Origin of the sequence: Treponema denticola (assembly GCF_024181605.1) — a bacterium.
GTDB lineage: Bacteria > Spirochaetota > Spirochaetia > Treponematales > Treponemataceae > Treponema_B > Treponema_B denticola_B.
The window spans coordinates 21,799-45,327 of the sequence record NZ_CP054477.1 but is presented as its reverse complement, the minus strand read 5'-3'; the positions used below and the strand labels follow the sequence as shown (position 1 = coordinate 45,327).

The window sequence follows — 23,529 nt, the reverse complement described above, 5'->3', positions numbered from 1 at the left end:
GAATGGAAAGGTATAAAAATGAAAAAATTATTTTTAATATTATTAGTTTTAATTATAAGTATTCCCTGTTTCTCGCAAGTGATAAATAAAGATTATTTTCCAAAAAATAATGAAATTGATAAACAATATGAAATAGATATGCAGTCTTGGGTTACTAATTATGAATGGCAGAGCATTATTGGAAAATATGTATCTATTTGGGAAAAGCAAATGTATTTGGAAATGGAAAGATTGATCTCAATTATTCCAGAGTTTGAAGAGGAAATAAGACAAAATCAAAAAAAATGGGAAGAAACGCTAAAACAAGATTTTAAATTAATAGCTGAAAATGTTGATTTTAATAAAATAGGGAGAGAAGTGTATATTGGTGAATATTGTGCTGAAAGAATAGAACTGTATAGAAATAAAGCAATGTATTATTTATGTCTTTATTACACAATAAAAGACCAAATATCAGAAAATACTTTATATACCGATATTAAACTAGCAAAATAAATATTGACTTATCAGTAAAATATAGTGATTTTTTATAAAAACGATTCAAATAATTTACCGAAAAGGAGTCCCCAGCCGTCAACCATAACAAAAAGAATCAATTTAAACGGCATGGATATTTGGACGGGCGGAAGCATTATCATACCCATAGACATAAGAATACTGGCGACAATCATATCTATTATAATAAAGGGCAGGTACAAAAATATTCCGATTTGAAAAGCTATTGTAAGCTCATGCAATATAAAGGCAGCTATTAAAATATGGGTCGGTACATCTGCAAGAGTATCGGGCTTCGGGAGTTTAGACATAGCCATAAATGTACGGATATGTGTCGGATTTTTTTGCATTTGCTTGTACATAAAATACCGCATGGGTTTTTCCGCCTCCCTATAGGCTTCTTCTATTCCGATTTGTCCTTCACTCATAGGTTTATAAGCGTTATTGTATATTTGAGTAAATGTCGGCTGCATAATAAAGAGAGTTAGAAAAAAGGCAATTCCGTTTAAAACCTGAGTCGGCGGCACTTGCTGAAGAGATAAGGCCCTTTTAACAAAATCCAGAACAATACTTAAACGCAAAAAGCTCGTCATCAATAACAAAAGACTTGGAGCTATCGAAATAAGCGTAATAAAAATTAAAAGCTGAACTGAAAAAGCAACATCCTTATTTGTCGAAGGTTCTCTTATCGAAAAATCGATAAAAGGAATTCGCCCTGCCTGCCTGTTAGGATCGGCATCAGTTCTTCCGGCAGTAGTGCCGTCGGGAAAGCTCGACTGAGAAAAAGCTTGAACCGGAACAAAAAGGATCATACCGAAAAAAACTAGAATCAAAAGATTTCTTTTCATTCTCTTTCCTCCGGCATTTGAGTTTTAGCAGCATTGCTTAGCCTTTCTCTTTGTGCTTCAAAAAAATTCACATCGACGTCATTATTTTTTGAGCCTTTAAAAACCGAGGCCAGCATAGAAGCAAAATCTTGCTTAGGAGAGGAGCTGCGTCTTTCAGCATCCAAGTTCATAGTATCGACAAGGGTTTTATCTTCCACCTCTCCTATCATATTGATTGAAGAATCGGTAACGCCTACAATGTACGCCTTTTCACCCAAGGTAATAACATGAATACTTTTTCCTTGAGCAATGTTAATTGAAGCAACGCTTTTTAGGTAAGGGCTATCCGAAGAAAAAGATAGTGAAGATTTTTTTAAAAATTTCAGCACAACATAGGCCAAAATACATACTATAATTAAAGATACAAGAACTTGTAAAAGGTTTGAAATAGGAGATTGAGCTCTTTCTGCAACATTCAAATTAAAACCGGTTTCATTTTCTGCGGGTGTAGAATTATCCCCGGTTTCGCCGATATTATCTGTTATTTTTGCATCCAACAAAATACCCGACTCTGAAGGCAGTGAATCTCCATCCGAAGAAGTTTCATCAGTTTCTGCAAACAAAAAAACCGAAAACAAAAAGAAAAGAATAAACAACAGCTTTTTCCCCAAGCTCATTAAAGGCCCCCACCCGATTTTTAAGTTTATATATCCGAAATACGCTCAGCCGGAGATAAAATTTCGGTTATACGGACACCGAAACTTTCTTCTATAACTACAACCTCTCCCTTGGCTATAGGCTTGTGGTTTACAAGAACGTCTACAGGTTCACCGGCAAGTTTATCAAGTTCAATAATATGCCCTTCACCCATTCCAAGGATTTCTTTAATCATTCGCTTTGTTCGTCCTAGTTCTACGGTCATTTCCATGTAAACGTCCATGATAAGACCGATATTACCCTGCTCCTCCTGACTTACAAAACCCTGAAGGGGCGGAAATTGAACAGGCTGAACACTGGCGCCCATTCCCATTTGTGGCATCATGCCCATATTATTCATAGCCTGCATATTTCCTCCTTGCTGAGGCGATCCTTGGGGCATACCGGAACTAAACGCTTGCTGTGCAGAACCGCCCATCATTCCGTTTTGCATTGCACCCATATTTTGCATACCTCCCATTGCAGCCATACCCTGCATTCCGGCATCTCCTCCCATTCCTTGCATTGAAGGATCAGGACCTGCAATCGTAGAGGCTATTTTATCAACAACATCTTCAGAAAGAATCTCCCACAGTTGGTATGAAGAATCATCAAGCTGCACATTATAAGTTACGCTTACAAAGTTACGCTGAGGTAATCTCATCATAGCCTTAGGAACATGTGAAGATTCTGCCGGAGCAGATGAAACACCGGCAAGCCCGGAACGCTCAAGGTAGCTAAGCTCGGTTCCTACATATTGAGCGATTGTCTCACTTATAACCGAAAGGGCCATATCATCTATTTCTACATTGTCTTCATGATTTACCAAGCTGACTATTTTTTTTGCAAGCTCAGGAGTCATCATAAAGGCATGATCGCCGGTCATAGCCCCCGAAAAATCAATGAGGGTAGCAACAGCCATTTCTGATACTTTTCGTAAAAAGGCCTCTCTATCTGAAAGTTCGATAACCGGTTCCGAGATGCTGACAGTTTTACCCGTCATAGACTCCAAATTAGAAGATAGCCCCGGGATATTTTCTTTTGTAAATTGAAGCATGGCCGTTTTTTTGAAAGCAGCCAAATCATCGCCTGCACCTGCAGCAGGAGCCGAAGCAATTCCGCCTCCGCCTACTCCAGATAACAAAGCATCTATTTCATCTTGAGAAATTGAACCATCACTCATACAACTCATCTCCTTCCGATGTTAATTCTTCGAATTCATCACCGCTAATATCTTCTATTTTTTCCAAAATCTGAACTGCTAACTTTTTACCCTTTACACCTGGCTGGCAGGAGAATTTAGGCCTGCTTCCTACTGTGAGCTTAAAAGGATCTCCAACTCTTACGTTAGGTAAGCGTACAACGTCTCCGGCTCTCAAGTTAAGAACATCCCTGATTGAAACATCCAAGGAGCCTACCTCAGCAACCATATCAACTTCAACCGAAGAAAGTTTATCCTTAATTGCTGCCGCATATTGTCCCGTCGAAGCCCTTCTAACCGAAGAAAACCAAAACTGTGTCGACAATTTTGAAATAATCGGTTCGAGGGTAATATAAGGAAGACAGATGTTCATCATTCCTTCTTCTTCACCGACCTTAGTTTCCAAGGTTACCAAAAGCACCATTTCAGAAGGGGTTACAATTTGAACAAACTGAGGGTTAGTATCTATGTTTCCCAAACGGGGACGTAAATCTACTACGGTTGTCCACGCTTCCCTCATATTTGCAAGGATACGTACGATAACGCCTTCCATAACAGAGCTTTCAATTTCGGTCAACTCCCTCTGAACCTTTGTCCCATGTCCCTTACCGCCGAACAAACGGTCTATAATCGAAAAGGTAACCGAGGGGTCTATTTCCAAAAGGGCACTGGCCCTTAAAGGATCCATATTTATAATCGCCAAGGTTGTCGGCGTAGGTATTGATCTTATAAATTCTTCATACGTAAGCTGTTCTACAGTTGCTACGTGAACATGAGCCATGCTTCGCAGCTGAGCGGAAAGAGAAGTGGTTGTAAGACGGGCAAAGGTTTCATGCATCATCTGTACCGTTCTCATCTGTTCCTTAGAGAATTTGTCGGGACGTTTAAAGTCATAAATTTTTATTTTACGAGTATCGTTAACAGCACGAAAATCCTCTGTCTCCGTATCTCCTGAGCTTATTGCGGTGAGAAGCTGATCTATTTCATCCTGCGAAAGAACTTCTGTCATGGCTCTCCTATCCTTTATTGTTCAACAATATCGTATTGCGTAAATCGAACATCCTTTATTTTATTTTTTGTAAGTACATTATCGTTTATTTCGTGCTTTATTTCAATCTTTATTTTTTCTTCTTGTCTTAGCTCAGCAGTAGTCTTGCCTTTAAAATAAGAGCGTAAAAAGTCTATTATTTCGACCTTTCTTGCAGAAAGCTCTTGAGGTGTAGACTTATCATTGTTAGTATAGCCTAAGGCGACATCAACTATCAAGGTTGCAGGAATTCTATCTGCCGTATGTACCTTCAAAATACCGATTGCCTGATACCATTGCAAAACGTCCCTTGTTTCCCTGTACTCTTCAGAAACGGGGGATATCGAATGAGATGCACCTTTTTTATCTCTTATGTTCATTGTAATAACTACAACGGTAACAATGAATATTAGAGCAACCAATACAATAGCAACCCATTTTATCAACATGGGTATAAGACCTGCACCTCTTCTTTTGGTATCTACTGATGAAGTCATATTTTCCTGAATATCATCGTCATCCATTAAGTCATTATCAGCCATAATTTTCTCCTTACTATTATAATCGGCACATTTTTATTTTTACTAAAAGTGTGCATCATCAAGAATAATTATATCAACCCGCCTATTGTAGGCTCTTCCTTCTGCCGTATCATTCGAAAATATAGGGCGGGTATCCGCATAACCTGCCACGGAAAATCTGGATTCTTGAGCTCCAAAGTCCGTAAGGCTGTGCAAAATATTTATTGCCCTTGCAGATGAAAGTTCCCAATTACTTTTCCATATATCCGGATCCGTTACGCCCGAATCGGTATGCCCTTCAACCCTAAATCTATGAGAAGCCAAATCTTGTGAAGATAAAAACTGAGCAAGGTTTAAAAGCGTATCTCTGGATTCGGCAATATTAAGTTCTGCACTCCCGGGATAAAAGAAAACGTCCGATGCCAAGCTGATTACTATCCCCCGTTCATCGCTTGTAACTGCAATTTTATTTGTTTTGATTTCGGGGGCAAAAAGCGAAACAGCCTTTTTTAAGGCAGTTGCAAGCATCTTTCCTTTTTCCATTGAGGGCATGGAGCTTATGGTGTTTCCAAGATCTGAAAGTCTACCGGCAGAAACAGAAAGGCCGCCACCGGTCGGGTCACCGCTTATTGACGCAGAAAGAGCCATGAGCTGAGTTACATCAACCTCAGACGGCTCAAAAAGCATTACGAAAAAGCAAAGCATGAGAGTAACCATATCTGCATAAGTGGTAAGCCATCCGCTTCCCGCGGCACTTGCACCGTGTTTCTTTTTCCTTGCCATTTTAATCCTTTAATACTTCCGCCTCAATAGATTTTCGATCGGAAGGCGTCAAATATGTAACAAGTCTTTGAGCCAAGATTCGAGGGTTATCTCCGGCTTGAATTCCAAGTACGCCTTCTATAATCATTTCTTTGGATTTAACTTCCATATTGTTTTGGTACATAAGCTTTGTTGCTATAGGAACCAAAAGCCAGTTCTGCATAAGCGAACCGTAAAAGGTTGTAACAAGAGCCGTAGCCATGTTAGGACCAAGAGCACTTTTATCATCCAAGTTTAACAACATACCGATAAGGCCTATAACCGTTCCCAACATACCGAAACCGGGAGCAAGGGTTGCCCAAGCATTTACCAAAGATATCCATGTGTTATGGCGCTCTTCCATTTGGTTAAGCTCATTTTCCATGAGGGAGCGGATAGCCTCTCCGTCAATACCGTCAACTACGTTCCTTAAACCGGAGCGCATAAATGGATCTTCAAAGTCTTCAATTTCTTCTTCCAAGGCAAGAAGACCTGCACGGCGGCTTTTTTCGGATAGGGCTACAAAACGCTGTACCAGAGCTTTTTCACCGTAATCGGTTACCTTAAAAACTCTTGAAACAACCTTGAAGATTCCTATCGTATAGGATAAAGGATAGGTTAAAAAAAGACACATGTAGGAGCCGCCCATTGTAATGAACATTGAAGCCGGGTGAACAAGACCTCCGGCAGAACCGCCGAGGATGGCACCGAATGCAACAACTGCTATACCTCCGAATATTCCTATAAACGACGCTATATCCATATCTACCCCTTTTTGCTTCTACTACAATTCATTTTTAAATACGCCGATTTTACGGCGGTACGCGACTATGGACTCCAAAATTTCTTCAGGCCTTTCCTTAATTACATAATACTTTCCTGAAAGCATCTGCAAAGTAACATCCGGATTACACTCAATAGTTTCAATTTGATGAGGATTAATCCAATACTTTGTTCCGTTTAGCCGCGTTACCTGTATCATAAATAATACCCTATATTATACCATACTATCGTTTCAAGTTCAAGACTGTTTCAAGCATTGTATCCGAAGTTTGTATTGTTTTAGCACCTGCCTGAAAGCCTTTTTGAGTAACAATCATGTCTACAAACTGGTCTGTTAAATCTACGTTACTCATTTCGAGGGTTCCGCCGATAAAGTAGCCCTTACCTACGGTTCCCGATGTGGAAACATTGGCAATACCCGAGTTATTGGACTGAACATAAGTGTTTTGTCCCGCTTTTTCAAGACCGCCCTGATTGGCAAAACCGGCCATAGCTATCTGACCTATTTCCTGCCTTACGCCGTTGGAATAAACGCCGGTGATAATACCGCTTTGGTCTATTCTAAAGTTTTCAAGATAACCTAGAGTATATCCGTCCTGTTCATAGGCCTTTGTAGTGCTCTTATCGGAAAACTGAGTAATGGTATTTTTGGAAGTTCCGATTTCACCTAAGTTTACGTCAAATGTATGTCTTGTGGGAGCTCCGGCCTCATCAGGGTTTGCACCTACTACATTGTATGAAATTTGAACTAAAACTTGTCCTGCGGGAGACGTTACGTTTCCTGCAGTGTCGGTAACGGAAGCAAGATGTCCGTTATTGTCAAAACGGACTATAAAGCTGTTTTGAACGCCGTCGGTTGTTCCAATTCCTACACGGGTAGCTGTGGCTTCCGCATTTGTCGGATCAACATTTACTGTTGCCTGCCAAGCATTTACTTCCCCGGGGACTCTGGCAAAATCGATTTGAAGCTCGTGGGCTTCACCGAAACTGTCATATACCTTAAATTCCGTAGACCAAGTAGATTCCAAAATTTGAGCCCGGTTTGCTCCTTCGGGCAATTCAGGCAGTCTCTTATCAAGGTTACAAGCATAGTTTACACTTGTGGTTGCCTTTGCATCAAGTTTTTGACCTATAGGAATATTTAAATCTTCCGTTTGACCCGATGTATTGATTATCCTGAAACCGTCAGCTTCTTCAGCCATCCAGCCCTGGACTCTCATTCCGTTTGCGGGGTTTACCAAGGTTCCATCTTTATCTATACCGAAAGCACCGGCCCTTGTGTAAAAAGTTTTTTCTCCGTCTTTAAGAATGAAAAAGCCGTTTCCCTGAATTGCAAGATCGGTGTTGACACCTGTTGTCTGCAAGGCACCCTGTGTAAAGATTGTATCAATGCTTGCGACCATCATACCCAAACCGACTTCTTTGGGGTTTACACCGCCGAGTTCCTCGGTAGGACGGGCTGCACCGCTTAATTGCTGTGAAATTAAGTCTTGAAAGTTTACTCTTCCTCTCTTAAAACCTGTTGTATTTACGTTGGCAACGTTATTTCCGATAACGTCCATTCTTGTTTGGTGATTTTGCATTCCGGTTACACCCGAAAATAATGATCTCATCATAATTATTGCCTCCTAATTGTTATCTGCATAAACTGTTTTAACGGCTGACCAGTTGTACCAGTTTCCGTTTACCATAACTTCCGGATTTATACCGCGTGTTGCGGCTGAAATATAACCGGAAACCTGAGAAGACCCTAGGTCTAAGTCAACTTTTTTGCCGACGGCGTTTACGGCCGATGAGCCTGTCATAAGCTCGTTTAAGGCGGCAAAGTTTTTGTTCATATTGGTCATCTGCTCAAGGGATGAAAATTGAGCCATTTGCCCTATAAATTGCGTATCTTCCATCGGAGATGTAGGGTCTTGATGGGTGAGCTGGGCAATTAAAAGCTGAAGAAAGTCGTCTTTTCCAAGCTGCTGTTTCGGAACCCTTGTTTCTGCAAAATTCTGCTTATTTAAGGTGTCAACCTGCAGACCTAAAAGAGCCTTTTCTTCAGGACTCATCTCGGATTTAAAATCCTTCATCATCTCAGCTTGTTCAAAAGCCGTATCTACGGCACTTCTATTAATGTTATTTACTTGCATAAAATACCCCTTTAAGCCAAAAGATCTACAGTCGAACCATAGACATAACTGTAGGTACTCAAATTATCGGCCGTTTTTTCAAGCTGCCTTAAATCTTGTTCTTGATTTTTATAGGCAAATCCTGCAAAAGATTCAAAATTTTCGGCAAATCCTTCTTGCCCCGAAAAACCCGACCAATCTAAATTAAATTCGGCAAATTCAAAACCGTTTTGTTTAAATTCTTCGGCCAAATTATCCAAATTTTTCTCAAAGGCTTCGTAGGCTTCTTTAGAGGCAACAGTTACTGTTCCCGTAACCCTTTTTCCTTCACTCAGCTCCAAATTGATTTTTACGGCTCCCAGATTTTCAGGTCTTAGATGGAGTCTTATTTCTCCTGCATTATTGTCGCGGAGAACGATTTTTCCGGCTTGTACAAAGTCTGCGGCAGCATCCCTTATTTCTTGAGTCAACATAGCAGAAAAAGTTTGGTTTGTTTTTTGAGCTTCGTTTCCGGTTTGAGTGTTTTGCAGTTCTCCGCCCTGTGACGCATTTTGAGCCTTTCCGCTAAAATCGATTACCATATCGACGGAATTGTCCGTCTCAACCCGTGATTCGGAAGCTGTGGTATGAATAGCAGCATCCGCTTGGGCAGAAGGCATTGAGCGTAAATCTTCTACGGAAATCTTAGGTTTAGACTTGGAAACCGGCTTTTTGTTTAAATTTTCCTGTGCTGCCTCTGTTTGTGAAGAAAGTTTTTTTGATAAGTCCTTTTTATCGGCCTTGGATAAAAGCCCTAACTTTCCGGCTTGTTCCGTCTTTTCATCGTCAAAGGACTGAGTCTTTTTCTTTTCCGCCTTGTCTAATTTTTTTAAAGCTTCATCGGAAAAAAGAGAAATAGTTTCGTCTTCTTTTACATCTTGCGGCAAAAAGTCCTTAATCTCATCACTAAAATCTTCATTGAGAATTTTAAGCTCCAGCTCAGGCATGTTTTTTTGTACCTTTTGGGTATCTAAATTTTCTGAGTGCAGCTTACGAGTTTCGTTTTTAGGCTTTTTCGTTAAGTCTTTGGCCTCTTTTAAATAAGCTTCTTTGGAATTAAGCAGTTTTTCGGCATCTATTTTCTTAGACTTAGGGTCTTCAGATGATAGTTCCGTATTCTGCTTTCCTGCTTCCTTTTGAAGCGATAAATCCCTTATTTTATCTTCCCTAAGACGGGCATCCTCAAATCGGGCTTCATCAGTCTCCTTGCTTCCATCCTTGGCGGCGGCAATCATCTTTTTGATCATTGCCAGGAATGAATCTCCATTTCTTACAGGTTCCGCATCAGCTTTTTTAATGTCCCTAGGGTCTTCTCTCTCCGGCTCTTTTACCGGCAAAGCCTGCATACGAACATCAAGTGCTTGCATATGAACCTCCATAAAAACTTTTTGCAGGAAATATCAATTTCCGAAAAAAGTTTTTTCACGCAGTTTGTTTACAAACTGCATACAATAATGCGACGTTTTGTACCTTTGGTACAAAACTCGGCAGATAAACAGAGAGGTACCATTTGTGCCGAACTGTTTATCATACCTCCTATATGTTACTTCAATAAATTTTCGGCTTATTTTTAAGGCGGGTTTAGGAAAAAAATCTATACAAGCTTTAAATTAAAAATTTCTTAAAAAAAATTACTATATATTACAAAAAATTTGAATAATAATAGTGAGAGCAGCAAAATAATTTGCTGTTTTAAGGAGAAATGTAATATGAATGATGAACAAACTATTTTAAATCCAAAAACCGATTGGGTTTTTAAGCTGATGTTTTCAAAAGGCGAAGAAGGCAACAAAGCCCTTATAAGCTTTTTAAACGCTTTTTTGGAAGATTCTTACGGTAAAATCAACAAGGCCGAAATCATAAACACCGAGCTTATCAGGGACAGGCCTTCGGGAGAAACTTACCGCCTCGATTTTTTGATTCGAACCGACAACGGTCTTCTTGTAGACCTTGAGATGCAGCAGTTTTGGAAAACAAATTATCATCGCAGAAGTCAAATGTACCTCATGCGTCTCGCTTCCCGCTTTTTAAAAACGGAGCCCAAAGAGGACGACTTTTTGTACGCCATAAGTCTTTCCGTTTTCGGCTGCGATGTTCCTAAAAACGCAGAGCTTGTAAAGATGCCTGAGAGCTCGATAATTCAATATCTTTATGTTGAATTAAACGAGTTAATAGTTTATACTATGAAAAAGAGCTTGGAAGAGTATAGCTTAAAAGACTTTTGGATAAGGTTTTTAGCCAACTATGAAGAAGACAAAAAAAGCGGAATGTTGGAAGAATTGTGTAAATTAGAGGAGGGTATAAAAATGGCAGAAGCAACACTCTTTAGGGTAACTGATGAAGAGAGGCGAATGGCAATAGAACTCTCTGACGAAAAATACCGGATGTATGTGGAAGATGAACGCAGTGAAGCAAGAAGAGAGGGTTTAGCCGAAGGGCAGGAAAAAGGAAGAAGTATAGGTTTAGCTGAAGGCTCACATCAAAAAGCACTTGAAACGGCTAGGAATTTACTTGATATGGGGCTATCACCCAATAATATTGCAAGGGCTACAGGATTGGATATTAAAGAAATCGAACAACTATAATTTATGATAGAATACGGCTAAAGCAATAATTAAACTTAAATAAACATGAAATTTTAGAAAAACTCAGGAGACAATAATGAAAAAAATATTAACAGTGCTTATGGTAATGCTCATTGTATCATGCCAAAAAAACAATGATACAAAAGAGGCTCTTACAATTCAAAATGAGGTACAAGACAAAAAACCACTATTTTCGAACATGAGTGACGATGAAAGTATAAAAGAAGTTCAAGCTGTTTTGAATTCGCATTTGAAAAATAAAAATGCGGAAACCTTTATACGAGGAGTTATCGACTATAATGAAACGATAGAAAAAACCGGCTTGACAAAGGGTTTTGAAAAAAAGCCGCCTGAATATGATGAGCAAAAAATAGACGAATTATGGAAATCTAAAAAGGGCAATTTTATCGGAACAAATTGCAGGATAAACGTCTTTATGCTTCTAAAGGATAATATTGAAATTAAAAAAGCCCCTATCGATGATGCTCTTTTGTTTATGGATAATGAAGCTATCTCCACAGGGAAAATATTTAATGATAACGATACTGAAAGGTTTAAACAATTATTTTCAAGGGTAAAAACCGAAAATACAAAGGATATTCTCATTCATGCCCAAAAGATGAAAGAACATTTTACAAACATAGGTTTCGATGAAAATGCAAAAATGCTTTCGGTTGTTCTGCATGATAACTTGGACGGAGACTATCTTTTTATAGGACACACGGGTGTATTGCTGCAAAATAATAACACATTCCTGTTTGTAGAAAAACTTTCTTTTTCCGAACCATTTCAAGCCGTAAAATTTGCCCGAAAAGAAGATTGCTATAATTACCTCTTTTTAAAATATAAACATTACCAAGACGAAGATACGGCAAAACCTTTTATCATGGAAAACGGAGAGCTTGTGGAATTGGAGCTATATTAAGGAAATTTTTTAGCAAGAATTTAATAAATTTTTCTTGCAATATTGGAATTTATATTATATAATCTTTGAAGAGCCTATTATGGATAAAAAAAGATTGATTTGTCTGTCAGTTATAGGCAAATGCGGAACCAATCTAACCCTTATTTAGGCAGATTTAAGGAGGAATAATTATGGATGCTTTAATTTTAACAGGCAAGCCATTATCCTTGGAAGATGTATACTCTGTTGCATACGGTAATCGCCAGGTAAAAATTTCCGATGATGCGGAAGACCAAGTAAAAAAAGCCCGTCAAATCTTATTCGATATGGCCGCCGAAGGAAAGCCCGTCTACGGTCTTAACCGAGGAGTAGGCTGGAACAAAGACAAAGAATTTGACGAAGATTTTTTTGCAACCTATAACCGCAACCTGTTAAACAGCCATTGTTTAGGTGTAAAACCCTATCATCCCGATGAGCAGGTAAGAGCAATCCTGCTTTTGCGCTTAAATAAGGCCCTTACAGGACACACGGGAATTTCCGCAGAGCTTTTACACCATTACAGGGATTTTTTAAATTACGGAATTCATCCGAGAATACCGATGCGTTCTTCCATAGGAGAAGGAGACATAACAACCCTTTCCCACATAGGCCTTGCTTTTATCGGAGAGGAAGATGTTTCTTTTAACGGCGAAATTATGAATTCCAAAAAAAGCTATGGAAAAAGCAGGTCTTAAACCGGCAAAGCTGGGTCCCAAAGACGGTTTGAGTATCGTTTCCTGTAATGCGCAAGGGGAAGCGATGACTGCCATTGTCTTAAAAGAAATAGAAGATTTGGTTTATATGTCCAACCTGATATTTTGTTTAAGCCTTGAAGGGCTCAACGGAGTTGTTCAATCATTAAGAGAAGATGTCAATGCCGTAAGGGGAATCAAAGGTCAAATAAAAGCAGCTGAAATGTGCAGAGAATTTTTGAAAGGCAGCTTTTTACATGATCCCGATCCTGAAAGAGCCTTACAAGACCCATTGAGCTTTAGGTGTGCACATTCTGTAAACGGAACAATGTATGATGCAATGGATTATGTCAGAGAACAATTATTAACCACAATGAATACAACCGATGACAATCCCTGTATCATAATAGACGAACATTCTTCCTTTGTCAGTGCAAATTTTGAAATAACATCTTTGGCAATCGGAGTTGAAATGCTTGCAACAGCTTTAAGCCATTTATCAAAAACTTCATGCTACAGAATGATAAAACTTGCAGACCCATCTTTTACAAAGCTAAACAGGTTTTTAACGCCTCAAGACGTAAAGACCATTGCTTTCGGTACAATTCAAAAAACCTTCACAATGCTTGACACCCAAAACAGAGGTTTGGCAAATCCGTCATCAATGGACTTTTATTCTTTGGCAGGAACTATTGAAGACCACGCAAGCAATTTACCTTTGGCATGTTATAAAATATTTCAAATGCTTGATAATATACGTTATATTATCGGAATTGAAGCAATGCATGCAGCACAGGCAATAGACTTGCGCGGAAATAAAAAGTTAGGAGAAGGTACAAAAAAAGCCTATTCTCTTATAAGAGAAGTCCTACCTTTCTACAACGAAGATAGAAATATAAGCCGCGACATTGAAACAATGTACGAGTTTATAAAATCAAAAAAATTATTAAACATCTAAGGAGCAATTTTATGGATGAGAACAAGAAAAAAGAAATACGATGGTCGGTTTTTATTCCGGCATTTTCGTTTGTACTAATTGCCGCTATTATCGGTATAGTAAACAATGAAGCTTTGACAAGCATGTCAAATACATTTTTTGCATGGTCTTTAGAAAGCTTCGGCTGGCTGTATCAAATTACAGTAATGGCCGTATTTATTATTACCTGTGTAATTATGTTTTCAAAACTTGGAAGCGTTAGAATCGGCGGTAAAGATGCAAAACCGAAATATTCTTTCGGAACATGGTTTGCTATGACCCTTACAGGCGGTGTTGCAACAGGAATAGTAACTTGGGGTGTAAACGAGCCCATTATCTATTTGGGAAATGTCTGGGGAGAACTCGATGCATTAGGAATCCAGCCTGGAACGGCAGAAGCAGCCCGCTTTGCAATGGGAAGATGTTTTTATAACTGGACATTTATTCCTTACGCTATTTATGCCCTTGCAGGTATCGTTGTAGCTTACATATATTTTAACAAAAAAGAACAATTAAACGTAACTTCAACCTTGCAGCCCCTATTTGGAGACAAAATAAAAAAAGGAGTTGCATCAAGTATTATCGACACCCTTTCAATGCTTGCAATCGCCATAGGTTTATGTACAGCATTGACAATGTGTATAACATTGATAATAACCGGCTTAAATGCTTCATACGGACTATCAAACAATTTGACAATGTTCATTGTAGTAGGTATTTTAATTGTTGCAATGTTTACACTTTCTTCTTATGTAGGTCTTGATAAGGGATTAAAGAAGCTCGCAGGTATTAATGCATACTTCTATTACGGATTGCTTATACTTTTACTCGTGACAGGCCCAACCCTTTATATTTTAAGAAATACGACAGCAGGTATGGCTGAATGGCTTCATAACTTCTGGAGATGGGGACTGGATCCTATCGATATCGGAGGAGCACCTCTTACCCGTTCTTGGACACTTTTTGACTTTGCATTCTGGGTAGCTTATGCACCCGTAACAGGTATTTTCTTAGGACAAATCTCTTACGGAAGAACTATCAGAGAATGTTTAATTGTAAACCTGGTTCTTCCTGCAGTATTCGGCATCGTTTGGTTCGGAGTATGGGGAAGCACGGCATTAAATATGCAGTTGACAGGTCAAGTCGACTTGGTAGGTGTAATCCAAAATTCAAATGCGGTTATGGGACTGTTTGAATTTATAAAGAACATTCCTCTTGCTGCAATACTTGTACCGGTAAACCTCTTTGTAATTTTGATATCGTTTGTAACCGCAGCCGATGCAACTGCAAACAACGTTGCATCCATGTGTATCAAAAACATACCTATCGGTTCCGAAGCTCCCAGATATTTAAAAGTTCTTTGGGGCGTTATCATCGGTGTAGTTGCTATCGTTATGGCAGCCTTCGGCGGAGGTGAACAAGGTGTTGCCGGCGTTAAGTCTTTAGCGGCAGCAGGCGGTTTTGTCGTATTATTCATTTTCATTCTACAGGTAATATCGGCAATCAAAATGTTCTTTGTGGACAAAATCGTAGAATAAGATAAAACAAGCGGGTCTTCTTTGACCCGCTTTTTCATATGATAAAGATAATAGAAGAAGCCCACTCCTTAGTTCTAAAAAAGATTCCATTTGTAGCGGCAACAATAATTTTTAAACACGGTTCAGCCCCAAGAGAAGTGGGAGCCACAATGCTCGTTACCAGTGACGGCAGATATGCAGGAACTATAGGCGGGGGAAGCCAAGAGTACGAAGTTTCAAACCATGCGGTCGAATTATTGGAAAAGAAACAGTCCGAAAATGTCAAGTATGAAGTTTCAAAAATAACGGCTGCAAATCTTGGAATGGTTTGCGGAGGTTGTAACACCATTCATTATCAATACATCGATGTAACCAATAAAAAAACATTGGAATACTTAGATAAAATAATCGAATCGGTTGAAGACAATGATGTATATTTAGTATACAATCTAAAAGAGGACTTAGGAATTTCAATAGAAATAAACGGAAAGCTATATCCTTTTACCTCCGGCAGCAACAAATACAAAGAAGAAGACTTATTTAAAACCAAAATAAAAAATCCGATGAAGGTATTTATTTTCGGCGGAGGACACATAGCAAAAGCTGCAGCAAACTTGTTTAAATTTTTAAATCTTGATGTAACGGTCATAGATGACAGAAAAGACTTTATAACCGAAAAAGATTTTCCCGGAATAAAAAAAATTATTATGGACTTTTCCGAAATTGACTGCATCGATATTCGAAAAAGCGACTATGTTTGTATCATGACCCGCGGCCATCAGCATGACATCACGGTATTGGAAAGCGTCTTAAAAAAAGAGCCTTATTATATAGGCGTTGTCGGAAACAAATACAAAGCTGTTTCTTATAAAGAACATTTTACAAATACCGATTTGGAAAATATCTACAATCAAAAAGTTCACCTTCCTGTCGGTATAAAAATTTCGGCCTTGACTCCTGAAGAAATTGCAGTAAGCATTGCAGGTGAAATAATTCAAAGCTACAGGAATAATAAATAGCTGTTTGTTTTTACAAACTCACAAAAAATTACAAGGATAATTATAATGAAAATTTCTGCAATAATATTGGCAAGCGGTTTTTCAAAAAGAATGCCGCAAAATAAATTAAAACTTTTGATACGGGAGAAAAAAGTATATCAGTACATTATCGACAATATAGAAAAAATCGAATTTGCGGAAAAAATAATTGTAACAAATGACAGCGAAATCTCACTTTATGCTTCCGAAAGAAAAATCAAGCCGGTACCTAATGAAACTGCACATATCGGAAAATCGGAATCGATAAAAAAGGGAATAAAGGCGTCCGGATCTGCCGATGCTTATATGTTCTTTGTAGCAGATCAGCCTTTTTTAACGGTTCCTACAATAAAAAATCTTATGGAATTCTATTGCAAAAACAAAGATTATATTATTTATCCTAAGTACGGGAATGACCGGGGTTCTCCCGTAATCCTCCCTTCTAAATACAAGAACGAATTATTAAACCTTGAAAAAGATAAGGGCGGAGCCTCTTTAATAAATGAGAATAACTCAAAGTTTTTAATCATTAAAAACACAATTGAAGGATTTGATATTGATGATACTGAAAGCTATGAAAAAATTATTAAAATGAATATAGAGAACCTCTAAAAACCTCAGTTTTTAGAGGTTTACCTTAGATTTAACTTGCGATGTTTTTCGTAAGTCATTGATATATAAGGACTTATGAAAAACTCGTCAGGCATCTCTAAAAATCTAACAAAGTTTTTAGAGATGCCATATATTCTAATAATTTAAAAATTAGTGTATAATGCAGTTTGAGGTTTTATAATGAGAATAAACACGATAATTAACGGCCGTCCGATTGAAGCGGATGTAGATGAAAAAATGAGGCTCATTGATTTTTTAAGAGATGAACTAAATTTAATGGGAACAAAAGAAGGCTGTTCCGAAGGAGAATGCGGTGCCTGCACCGTAATTATGGATAAAAGAGCCGTTACCTCCTGTACCGTCTTAGCCGGACAAATAGACGGCTGCGAAATTTTAACCATCGAAGGCCTTGCACAAAACGGAGAACTTGATATTCTACAAAAAAAATTTATTGAATACGGAGCCGTACAATGCGGATTTTGCACTCCGGGGTTTATAATGAGTGCAAAAGCCCTTATGATGAACAATAAAAATCCCAGCCTCAATGAAATAAAAAGAGCCGTAGAAGGAAACCTCTGCCGATGTACCGGCTATATTAAAATTATTGAAGCCATAGAAGCGGCAGTAAAGGAGGTAAATTAATGCTCTATTCTCCTAAGGAAAAAAATGAATTATTAAACCTGCTAAAAAACATAGACGATTCCACTTTTATAATTGCCGGCGGAACGGATTTGGTTATTCACTTAAAAAATAGTAAGCTTACCGATTACAGCATTATCGATATAACAAAAATAAAAGAATTTAAAACTGTCTATGAAACAAAATATTTCTTACATATAGGCTCGCTCATAACTATGACCGAACTTTGCGAAAATAATATAATAAAAGAAAAATGTAAAGCATTACACCAAGCCGCTTATGAATTAGGCTCTACCCTTATAAGAAACAGAGCAACTATCGGCGGAAATGTTTGCAACGCATCCCAATCGGCAGATTGCAGTTTAGCATTGTTTTGCTTAGAAGCTGCCGTAAAAATTCTTGATTACAGCGGCGAGGAAAGAATCGTGCCTATCAATGAATTTATAATCGGAAGGGAAAAAACTATTCTTACCAAAAATGAAGTTGTTACCGAAATTCTAATCCCTCAAAAAAATAGAGTGAGTGCATTTAAAAAAGTAGGAGCAAGGAAAGCCGTTACAATTTCTAAGGTAAGCTGCGCTGTAGAATACATACCCGATGATGGGGCACTGACAAATGTAAGAGCCTACTTAGGGGCTGTAGGAATAAAGCCTGTAAAAGCCGTTAATATTGAAACCTATCTTGAAGGGAAAAATGTTTCAAATATTAATCTTCAAGAATTACAAAACATTGCACATAACGAAATAGAAAGTGCAATTCCTGCACGCTCTTCCAGATTTTATAAAAGAACGGCGGTCGAAGGATTAATTGAAGACCTAATTAAAAACTTAAAAGAAGATTGAGGTTTATTATGAATAAATATAAATACATCGGTAAAAGATTCCAACGGGAAGACAGCCTTGAAAGGGTAACAGGCACAACAAAATTTTTAGCAGACATAAAAAGATATAACATGCTTTACGGTAAACTAATACTGAGTGAAAAACCTCACGCAGAAATAAGTTTTGATTTTGACGAAGCATTAAAGGTAAAAGGAATTTATCGAATTCTTACTTACAAAGATATTCCGAAAGTTCCTTATAACTGTATGGAATGGTTTACAGGAATAGCTGCACACCGTGATGAATATATTTTAAATGATAAGGCTCGTTTTGTAGGCGACAGAATTGCCCTCGTTTTAGGAGAAACAAAAAGAGCTGTTGAAGAAGCCATAAAAAAAGTAACCGTACACTATAAAGAATTACCGGTTGTAACAAGCATTGAAGAAGCCGCTCAAGATAAGGTAATCCTTAAAAGAGAAACCAACCTTGCTTATGAAAAAAAAATAGCATGCGGAGATTTTAAAAAAGCGGAAGCGGAAGCCGATTACATAATAGAAGATACGGGCTCCACCCCGCGTACCCATCACCTTGCAATAGAACCTCACATCTCCTTAGCCGAATTTGACGACTTCGGAAATTTAATAATACACAGCCCGGGACAAATCGTTTTTGCAGTGCAAATGCACATGGCCCGCATTTTACAAATTCCTTATTCTAAGGTAAGGGTAATTAAGACTAACATGGGCGGCTCCTTTGGAGGAAAGCAGCAGCCCCTTTTGGAATTTACTGCAGGTGCTGCAGCATGGATTTGTAAACGCCCCGTGCTTGTTTACATGGACAGGGAACAAAGCATAATAGGAACATTTTCACGGAATCCTACTCAGGTAAAAATCAGAACCGCTGTAAAAAAAGACGGAACCATATTAGGCAGAAAGGTTGAAACCCTAATCGACGGCGGAGCCTACGATACAAATAACACAAGCATAACAAATGCCTATGCAAAAAAACTTTTTAGACTTTATAAAATTTATAATCAGGAATTTCACGGCAGGGCTTATTATACAAACGGAATCCCCGGAGGAGCTTGCCGTGCTTACGGAGGCCCTCAGTCCCATGCCGTTTCCGAAATTAATATAACAAATGCCGCAAAAAAATTAGGAATAGACCCTTGCGAATTCCGTCTTAAAAATTTGGTTGACCCTTATGATGATGATCCGGTAGGCGGCCCGAATTTAGGAAAGGCTGCCGTCAAAGAATGTATCATTAAAGGAATGGAAACTTTCGACTGGAAAAACAAATACAATAACATCCATAAACAAAACACCGAACGCTATGCCTACGGAGTAGGAGTCGCCTGTGCCACGCACGGAAACGGCTATCTTGGTGCCTTCCCCGATTTTATAAATACCGAAATGATATTAAACCCCGACGGTTCCGTATTTGTAAAAATTGCAGTACACGAACAGGGCTGCGGAACCATTGACTCTTTACGCCTTATAGCGGCGGAAGCCCTTGACATTGACCCATCCGCAATTACAATACCCGAAGCGGATACGGCAATAACACCTTATGACGCAGCAGGTACACAAGCAAGCAGAGTAACCTTTGTCGCTGGCGGAGCTCTAATCGAAGCCGGAGAATTATTAAAGACAAAACTTTTTGATACGCTCAACAAGGTAGAAAATATCCCGTTTGAAGATATGTATACGGATTCCGGTATTGTAAAAATCAAAAACTCGTCTAAAACCTACACTTACGGCGAAATAGCTACAATGAGAGAAAAAAAGCTTTCGGATCAAACTTCCGTTTATGTTCACCACGAACAAAAAACAAACCCCGCAGCCTTTGCGGCCTGCTTTGCCGAAGTTAAGGTCGACAAAAAAACGGGGCTTGTAGAAATAACGGATTTACTTGCAATTCATGACATAGGGAAAGCCATTAGGCCAGATTCACGGCGGCTGCCAATTTATTTTAGGCATGGCCCTTTCGGAAGAAATTATCAGAGACAAGGAAGGCTATATCAAAAACAGCACTCTCTCAAAATATCATGTTTTAAATTCGCAAGATATGCCATATATAAAAACACTTCTTATTGAGAGTGAAGACGAAAAGGCTCCCTACGGCTTAAAAAGCGTAGGCGAAATTTCGGCGGTAGCACCGGCCCCTGCTGTTCTTAATGCAATAAATCATGCATTGGGAACAAACATAACCGACTACCCTGCAACACCCGAAAGAATTGTTGAAGAACTTACAAAATTATCTCAAAAATAAGGCTTTATATAAACAAAGGGTTTATCATCAACATATTTTAAATGAATTTGTGAAGCCTCATCTTTTTTATAAATAAGATTAAGAAGCTCGATTATTTTTTTGTCAAAAGAATTATCGGATTTTTCTACCGTTTCAAAGATTGTGTTTTGATGAATACAATAAACAATATCCGAATATTGAATTGCAAGAGCCGGATTATGAATAGAAACTATTATGCTTTTTTTTTCTTCTTTACACAGCTTGCATATAATTTCCATGAGTTTATGCTCATTATAAAAATCAAGGTTTGAGGTAGGTTCATCTAAAAGCATGATAGGAGCATTTTGAACAAGACCGCGTGCAAGCAAAATTAGACGGGCTTCACCCGAACTTAATTGAGTATAAGGACGCTCGGCAAAATCTTTTAATCTCAATTTTTCGAGCACATAATCCGTAAATTCCCAATCTTCTTTTGAAGGAGCCTTTATTTCCGATTGATAAGGATTTCTTCCCATAACCACAAAGTCTCTTACAGTGTAAGCAAAGACACTCCTATGTTCTTGCGGAATATAAGAAACATAGCGGGAAAATTCTTTCCGTGTTAATGAGACAGAATCTTTTTGCAATACCGACAGTGTTCCGTTTACAGGTTTTTCCAAACCGGCCAATAATCTTAAAAGAGTAGTTTTACCTGCACCGTTCGCACCTATCAAACTTATAATCTTATTTTGCGGAATAATTTGCGATATGTTTTTAAGTACGGTAATTTTTCCTCTTTCGGCAAAAACATCCTTAAGCTCAAAAGCCGTATTCATAGCCAACCTTCTTTTTAGCCGACATAAAACTTGCAAGCCCCGCAGCCCCAATAAATGCCGTTATAATACTTATCGGAATTTCTCCTCCTGTAATGGAACGGGCAAAGGTATCTGCAACAAGTAAAAGAGATGCCCCGCATATAAACGAAAACGGAACCAGCTTATCGTTATTATTTCCAAAAAGAAGTCTTACAATATGAGGAGCAATTAAACCTATCCAACTTATTATTCCGGCAGCAGAAACAACGACGGCCACCAACAAGGTAGAAGAAGCGATAAAAAGCAGCCTCATTTTTTTTACCGATACGCCGAGGCTTGCAGCTTCTTCATCTCCCAAGGACAAAATATTTAATTGCCTGCGGTATAAAAAAATAAAGCCTCCTCCCAAAAACACAATCGGCAAAAACACGATAAAATTCCGCCATGTAATAATATTAAAACAGCCCATCAGCCAAAACTCAAGAGAGGGTAACTCATTCATCGGGTCGGCAGTATATTTAATAATCGAAACACAAGAACCGGCTATTGCATTTATGATAATACCTGCAAGGATAAGCCTTATAAGAGAATGTTCCCCTCCTATATGAGAAATTTGTAATACCAAGATAACTGCAATTATTCCCCCTGCAAAAGCAAATGTTTGCACGATAAAAGGGCTTGCATGAAAAATAACTATTGCAAGAGCTGCCCCAAGAGAAGCGCCGGAAGAAACACCTATAATATCGGGGGAAGCAAGAGGATTCCTAAAAAGGCTTTGTAAACTTGTACCGCTTAAAGCTAAAACGCCCCCTGCAATAAATACAAATAACGTTCTGGGAAGTCTTATATTTATAAAAACATTATAAGCTGAATTAGAATATTCTCCGCCTAGCGGGATAAGTATTTTAAATATTTCCGAAAATGGAATAAAATACCTCCCCCAACTAAGCGAAAAGAATACCGCAATGACGGGAATAATAACTAAAAATATTTTATACTTTTGTTTCACTCTACATTCAAGGATTTTATGTCTTTTTCTTTACCGAAAAATTCCTTATAAAATGCTTTTACTTTTGTTTCAAGATAACCTTCAGGTATCTTACCAGGATGCAATTTATCTGCGAGCCAAATAATACCTAAGCATGAACCGGGAATAGGAGAATCCCACTCATCTACCGATGACGGAAAGGTATAAATTTTTCCTGTGTCTACCGCAGGAATACCCTTCCACTCTTTTTTAGAAGACAGGTCTCCTGATTTTTTTGCACCGGCAGCCATAACAATAACTTGAGGAGCATACTTATGCACTTGCTCAAGAGAAACCTTTGTCCAATATGTGTCCTTTATATCGTCCGTAACCAATCGGCCGCCTGCAGCCTTGATAAGCTCCGCTTGAAACATTTTAGGGCTTAGTGCATTTAAGGCATCGGAGCGGCTGTTCATATAAACTGAAACAGGGGCTTCACCTTTTATAAAACCTGCCACATCACTTAAAATCTCATTATAAAATTTAAGAAGTTTATCGGCTTCTTTATTTTTACCGGCTGCTTTTCCCAACATTTTCACATAGATGAAAAAATTTTCTATAGTCTCAGGTTCAACAACCAAGGCCGGAACTCCGAGAGCTTCTATTTGAGGCAATTGATCAGCAGCCTTAAACGGAACAAGGATAAGATCGGGATTTACCGAAGCAAGGGCTTCAAGGTTTAAACTTTTTGCAGAGCCGCAAACGGGCTTTTCAGCTAATTCGGGAGCGAATTCTTTTATAAAGGGTCTTACTCCGCTCTTACCGCCGTCACCTGAAACGATTATATCTCTACAGCCGATTGCAAGAGCTGTATTACTCAAAATATAAAAAGGAGCAACTATACGCTCAGGCTTTTTTTGGATTATAACCTGCCGTCCCCGATGGTCGGTAACTTCGGCAAAAGTCCCTGTTCCCGACTTTTCACGGCTTCCCCCAGCCCATAATTGGAATCCTGCAATAACAAACATAAAAACAGCAAACAACTTCATTTTTTTTCTCATAGATATTCCTCCTGTGATTTAACTATAACTAACATACGATTTTACAGATATGTGAATGGTCTGTCAAGCATTTATTCAAGATGAAAAAATAAGGGCATATTGAAAATCAATATGCCCTTCGATAAAGT

The 23,529-nt window shown here is 38.5% G+C and carries 25 protein-coding genes and 1 pseudogene; 12 read left to right on the top strand and 14 right to left on the bottom strand.

Annotated elements, in window-relative coordinates:
• Positions 1-18 precede the first annotated feature (18 nt).
• A complete protein-coding gene (locus E4N80_RS00215) occupies positions 19-495 on the top strand; it encodes a hypothetical protein (protein ID WP_253699599.1) in 477 nt (158 codons plus the stop codon).
• Positions 496-527: 32 nt separating this feature from the next.
• Here E4N80_RS00215 and fliP read toward each other — a convergent pair whose 3' ends face one another.
• The 11 genes from fliP to E4N80_RS00160 are packed head-to-tail and all read right to left on the bottom strand — an operon-like array spanning position 528 to position 9,874.
• Positions 528-1,343, bottom strand: a complete 816-nt coding sequence (gene fliP, locus E4N80_RS00210) for a flagellar type III secretion system pore protein FliP (protein WP_253699598.1) — start codon at positions 1,341-1,343, stop codon at positions 528-530.
• A complete protein-coding gene (fliO, locus tag E4N80_RS00205; protein WP_253699597.1) occupies positions 1,340-1,999 on the bottom strand; it encodes a flagellar biosynthetic protein FliO in 660 nt (219 codons plus the stop codon). Before fliO ends, fliP begins: the two co-directional genes overlap by 4 nt.
• Before the next feature lie 26 nt (positions 2,000-2,025).
• Positions 2,026-3,201, bottom strand: a complete 1,176-nt coding sequence (gene fliN / locus E4N80_RS00200) for a flagellar motor switch protein FliN (protein WP_253699596.1) — start codon at positions 3,199-3,201, stop codon at positions 2,026-2,028.
• A complete protein-coding gene (gene fliM, locus E4N80_RS00195) occupies positions 3,194-4,228 on the bottom strand; it encodes a flagellar motor switch protein FliM (protein WP_253699595.1) in 1,035 nt (344 codons plus the stop codon). Before fliM ends, fliN begins: the two co-directional genes overlap by 8 nt.
• 14 nt (positions 4,229-4,242) lie before the next feature.
• Positions 4,243-4,788, bottom strand: coding sequence for a flagellar basal body-associated FliL family protein (locus E4N80_RS00190; RefSeq protein ID WP_253699594.1), 546 nt, complete (start codon positions 4,786-4,788; stop codon positions 4,243-4,245).
• Positions 4,789-4,830: 42 nt separating this feature from the next.
• Positions 4,831-5,550 carry a flagellar motor protein MotB gene (motB, locus tag E4N80_RS00185; RefSeq protein ID WP_253699593.1) on the bottom strand — a complete coding sequence of 240 codons (720 nt, stop codon included), beginning with the start codon at positions 5,548-5,550 and terminating at the stop codon, positions 4,831-4,833.
• A gap of 1 nt (position 5,551) precedes the next feature.
• Positions 5,552-6,331: a motility protein A gene (locus E4N80_RS00180; RefSeq protein ID WP_253699592.1), complete on the bottom strand. Its 780-nt coding sequence runs from the start codon at positions 6,329-6,331 to the stop codon at positions 5,552-5,554.
• Positions 6,332-6,352: 21 nt separating this feature from the next.
• On the bottom strand, positions 6,353-6,550 hold the full coding sequence (locus E4N80_RS00175; RefSeq protein ID WP_253682773.1) for a flagellar FlbD family protein: 198 nt from the start codon (positions 6,548-6,550) through the stop codon (positions 6,353-6,355).
• 25 nt (positions 6,551-6,575) lie between these two features.
• On the bottom strand, positions 6,576-7,967 hold the full coding sequence (gene flgE, locus E4N80_RS00170; protein WP_253699591.1) for a flagellar hook protein FlgE: 1,392 nt from the start codon (positions 7,965-7,967) through the stop codon (positions 6,576-6,578).
• Positions 7,968-7,979: 12 nt separating this feature from the next.
• Positions 7,980-8,489: a flagellar hook assembly protein FlgD gene (flgD, locus tag E4N80_RS00165; RefSeq protein ID WP_253699590.1), complete on the bottom strand. Its 510-nt coding sequence runs from the start codon at positions 8,487-8,489 to the stop codon at positions 7,980-7,982.
• An 11-nt stretch (positions 8,490-8,500) separates the two neighbouring features.
• Positions 8,501-9,874 (bottom strand): flagellar hook-length control protein FliK, encoded by a 1,374-nt coding sequence (locus tag E4N80_RS00160; RefSeq protein WP_253699589.1) that lies wholly within the window; start codon positions 9,872-9,874, stop codon positions 8,501-8,503.
• Positions 9,875-10,216: 342 nt separating this feature from the next.
• On the opposite strand from E4N80_RS00160, the gene E4N80_RS00155 reads away from it, so the two are divergent.
• The 11 genes and pseudogenes from E4N80_RS00155 to E4N80_RS00105 all read left to right on the top strand — a co-directional run bounded on the left by E4N80_RS00155 (position 10,217) and on the right by E4N80_RS00105 (position 20,600).
• Positions 10,217-11,092 (top strand): PD-(D/E)XK nuclease family transposase, encoded by an 876-nt coding sequence (locus E4N80_RS00155; protein ID WP_253699588.1) that lies wholly within the window; start codon positions 10,217-10,219, stop codon positions 11,090-11,092.
• 76 nt (positions 11,093-11,168) lie between these two features.
• Positions 11,169-12,017: a DUF4300 family protein gene (locus E4N80_RS00150; RefSeq protein ID WP_253699587.1), complete on the top strand. Its 849-nt coding sequence runs from the start codon at positions 11,169-11,171 to the stop codon at positions 12,015-12,017.
• A gap of 170 nt (positions 12,018-12,187) precedes the next feature.
• Positions 12,188-12,730, top strand: coding sequence for an aromatic amino acid lyase (locus E4N80_RS00145; RefSeq protein WP_253699586.1), 543 nt, complete (start codon positions 12,188-12,190; stop codon positions 12,728-12,730).
• Positions 12,711-13,685, top strand: coding sequence for an aromatic amino acid lyase (locus E4N80_RS00140; RefSeq protein ID WP_253699585.1), 975 nt, complete (start codon positions 12,711-12,713; stop codon positions 13,683-13,685). The genes E4N80_RS00145 and E4N80_RS00140 overlap by 20 nt, the downstream gene beginning before the upstream one ends.
• 11 nt (positions 13,686-13,696) lie before the next feature.
• Positions 13,697-15,241 (top strand): BCCT family transporter, encoded by a 1,545-nt coding sequence (locus E4N80_RS00135; RefSeq protein ID WP_253699584.1) that lies wholly within the window; start codon positions 13,697-13,699, stop codon positions 15,239-15,241.
• A gap of 38 nt (positions 15,242-15,279) precedes the next feature.
• Positions 15,280-16,239 carry an XdhC family protein gene (locus tag E4N80_RS00130; protein WP_253699583.1) on the top strand — a complete coding sequence of 320 codons (960 nt, stop codon included), beginning with the start codon at positions 15,280-15,282 and terminating at the stop codon, positions 16,237-16,239.
• A 45-nt stretch (positions 16,240-16,284) separates the two neighbouring features.
• Positions 16,285-16,869 (top strand): NTP transferase domain-containing protein, encoded by a 585-nt coding sequence (locus E4N80_RS00125; RefSeq protein WP_253699582.1) that lies wholly within the window; start codon positions 16,285-16,287, stop codon positions 16,867-16,869.
• 180 nt (positions 16,870-17,049) lie between these two features.
• Complete coding sequence (locus E4N80_RS00120) at positions 17,050-17,511, top strand: (2Fe-2S)-binding protein (RefSeq protein ID WP_253699581.1); 462 nt, start codon at positions 17,050-17,052, stop codon at positions 17,509-17,511.
• Positions 17,511-18,350, top strand: coding sequence for an FAD binding domain-containing protein (locus E4N80_RS00115; RefSeq protein ID WP_253699580.1), 840 nt, complete (start codon positions 17,511-17,513; stop codon positions 18,348-18,350). The genes E4N80_RS00120 and E4N80_RS00115 overlap by 1 nt, the downstream gene beginning before the upstream one ends.
• An 8-nt stretch (positions 18,351-18,358) precedes the next feature.
• Positions 18,359-20,342 (top strand): annotated as a pseudogene (locus E4N80_RS00110) (xanthine dehydrogenase family protein molybdopterin-binding subunit); the annotation flags it as partial.
• 54 nt (positions 20,343-20,396) lie between these two features.
• A complete protein-coding gene (locus E4N80_RS00105) occupies positions 20,397-20,600 on the top strand; it encodes a hypothetical protein (RefSeq protein ID WP_253701076.1) in 204 nt (67 codons plus the stop codon).
• Here the strand turns inward: E4N80_RS00105 and E4N80_RS00100 are convergent.
• The 3 genes from E4N80_RS00100 to E4N80_RS00090 are packed head-to-tail and all read right to left on the bottom strand — an operon-like array spanning position 20,591 to position 23,401.
• Entirely contained in the window at positions 20,591-21,394 is an 804-nt protein-coding gene (locus E4N80_RS00100) for an ABC transporter ATP-binding protein (protein WP_253699579.1), read from the bottom strand. The two genes, E4N80_RS00105 and E4N80_RS00100, sit on opposite strands and share 10 nt — an antisense overlap.
• Complete coding sequence (locus E4N80_RS00095) at positions 21,378-22,382, bottom strand: FecCD family ABC transporter permease (protein WP_253699578.1); 1,005 nt, start codon at positions 22,380-22,382, stop codon at positions 21,378-21,380. Before E4N80_RS00095 ends, E4N80_RS00100 begins: the two co-directional genes overlap by 17 nt.
• Positions 22,379-23,401, bottom strand: a complete 1,023-nt coding sequence (locus E4N80_RS00090) for an ABC transporter substrate-binding protein (RefSeq protein WP_253699577.1) — start codon at positions 23,399-23,401, stop codon at positions 22,379-22,381. Before E4N80_RS00090 ends, E4N80_RS00095 begins: the two co-directional genes overlap by 4 nt.
• Positions 23,402-23,529 lie beyond the last annotated feature (128 nt).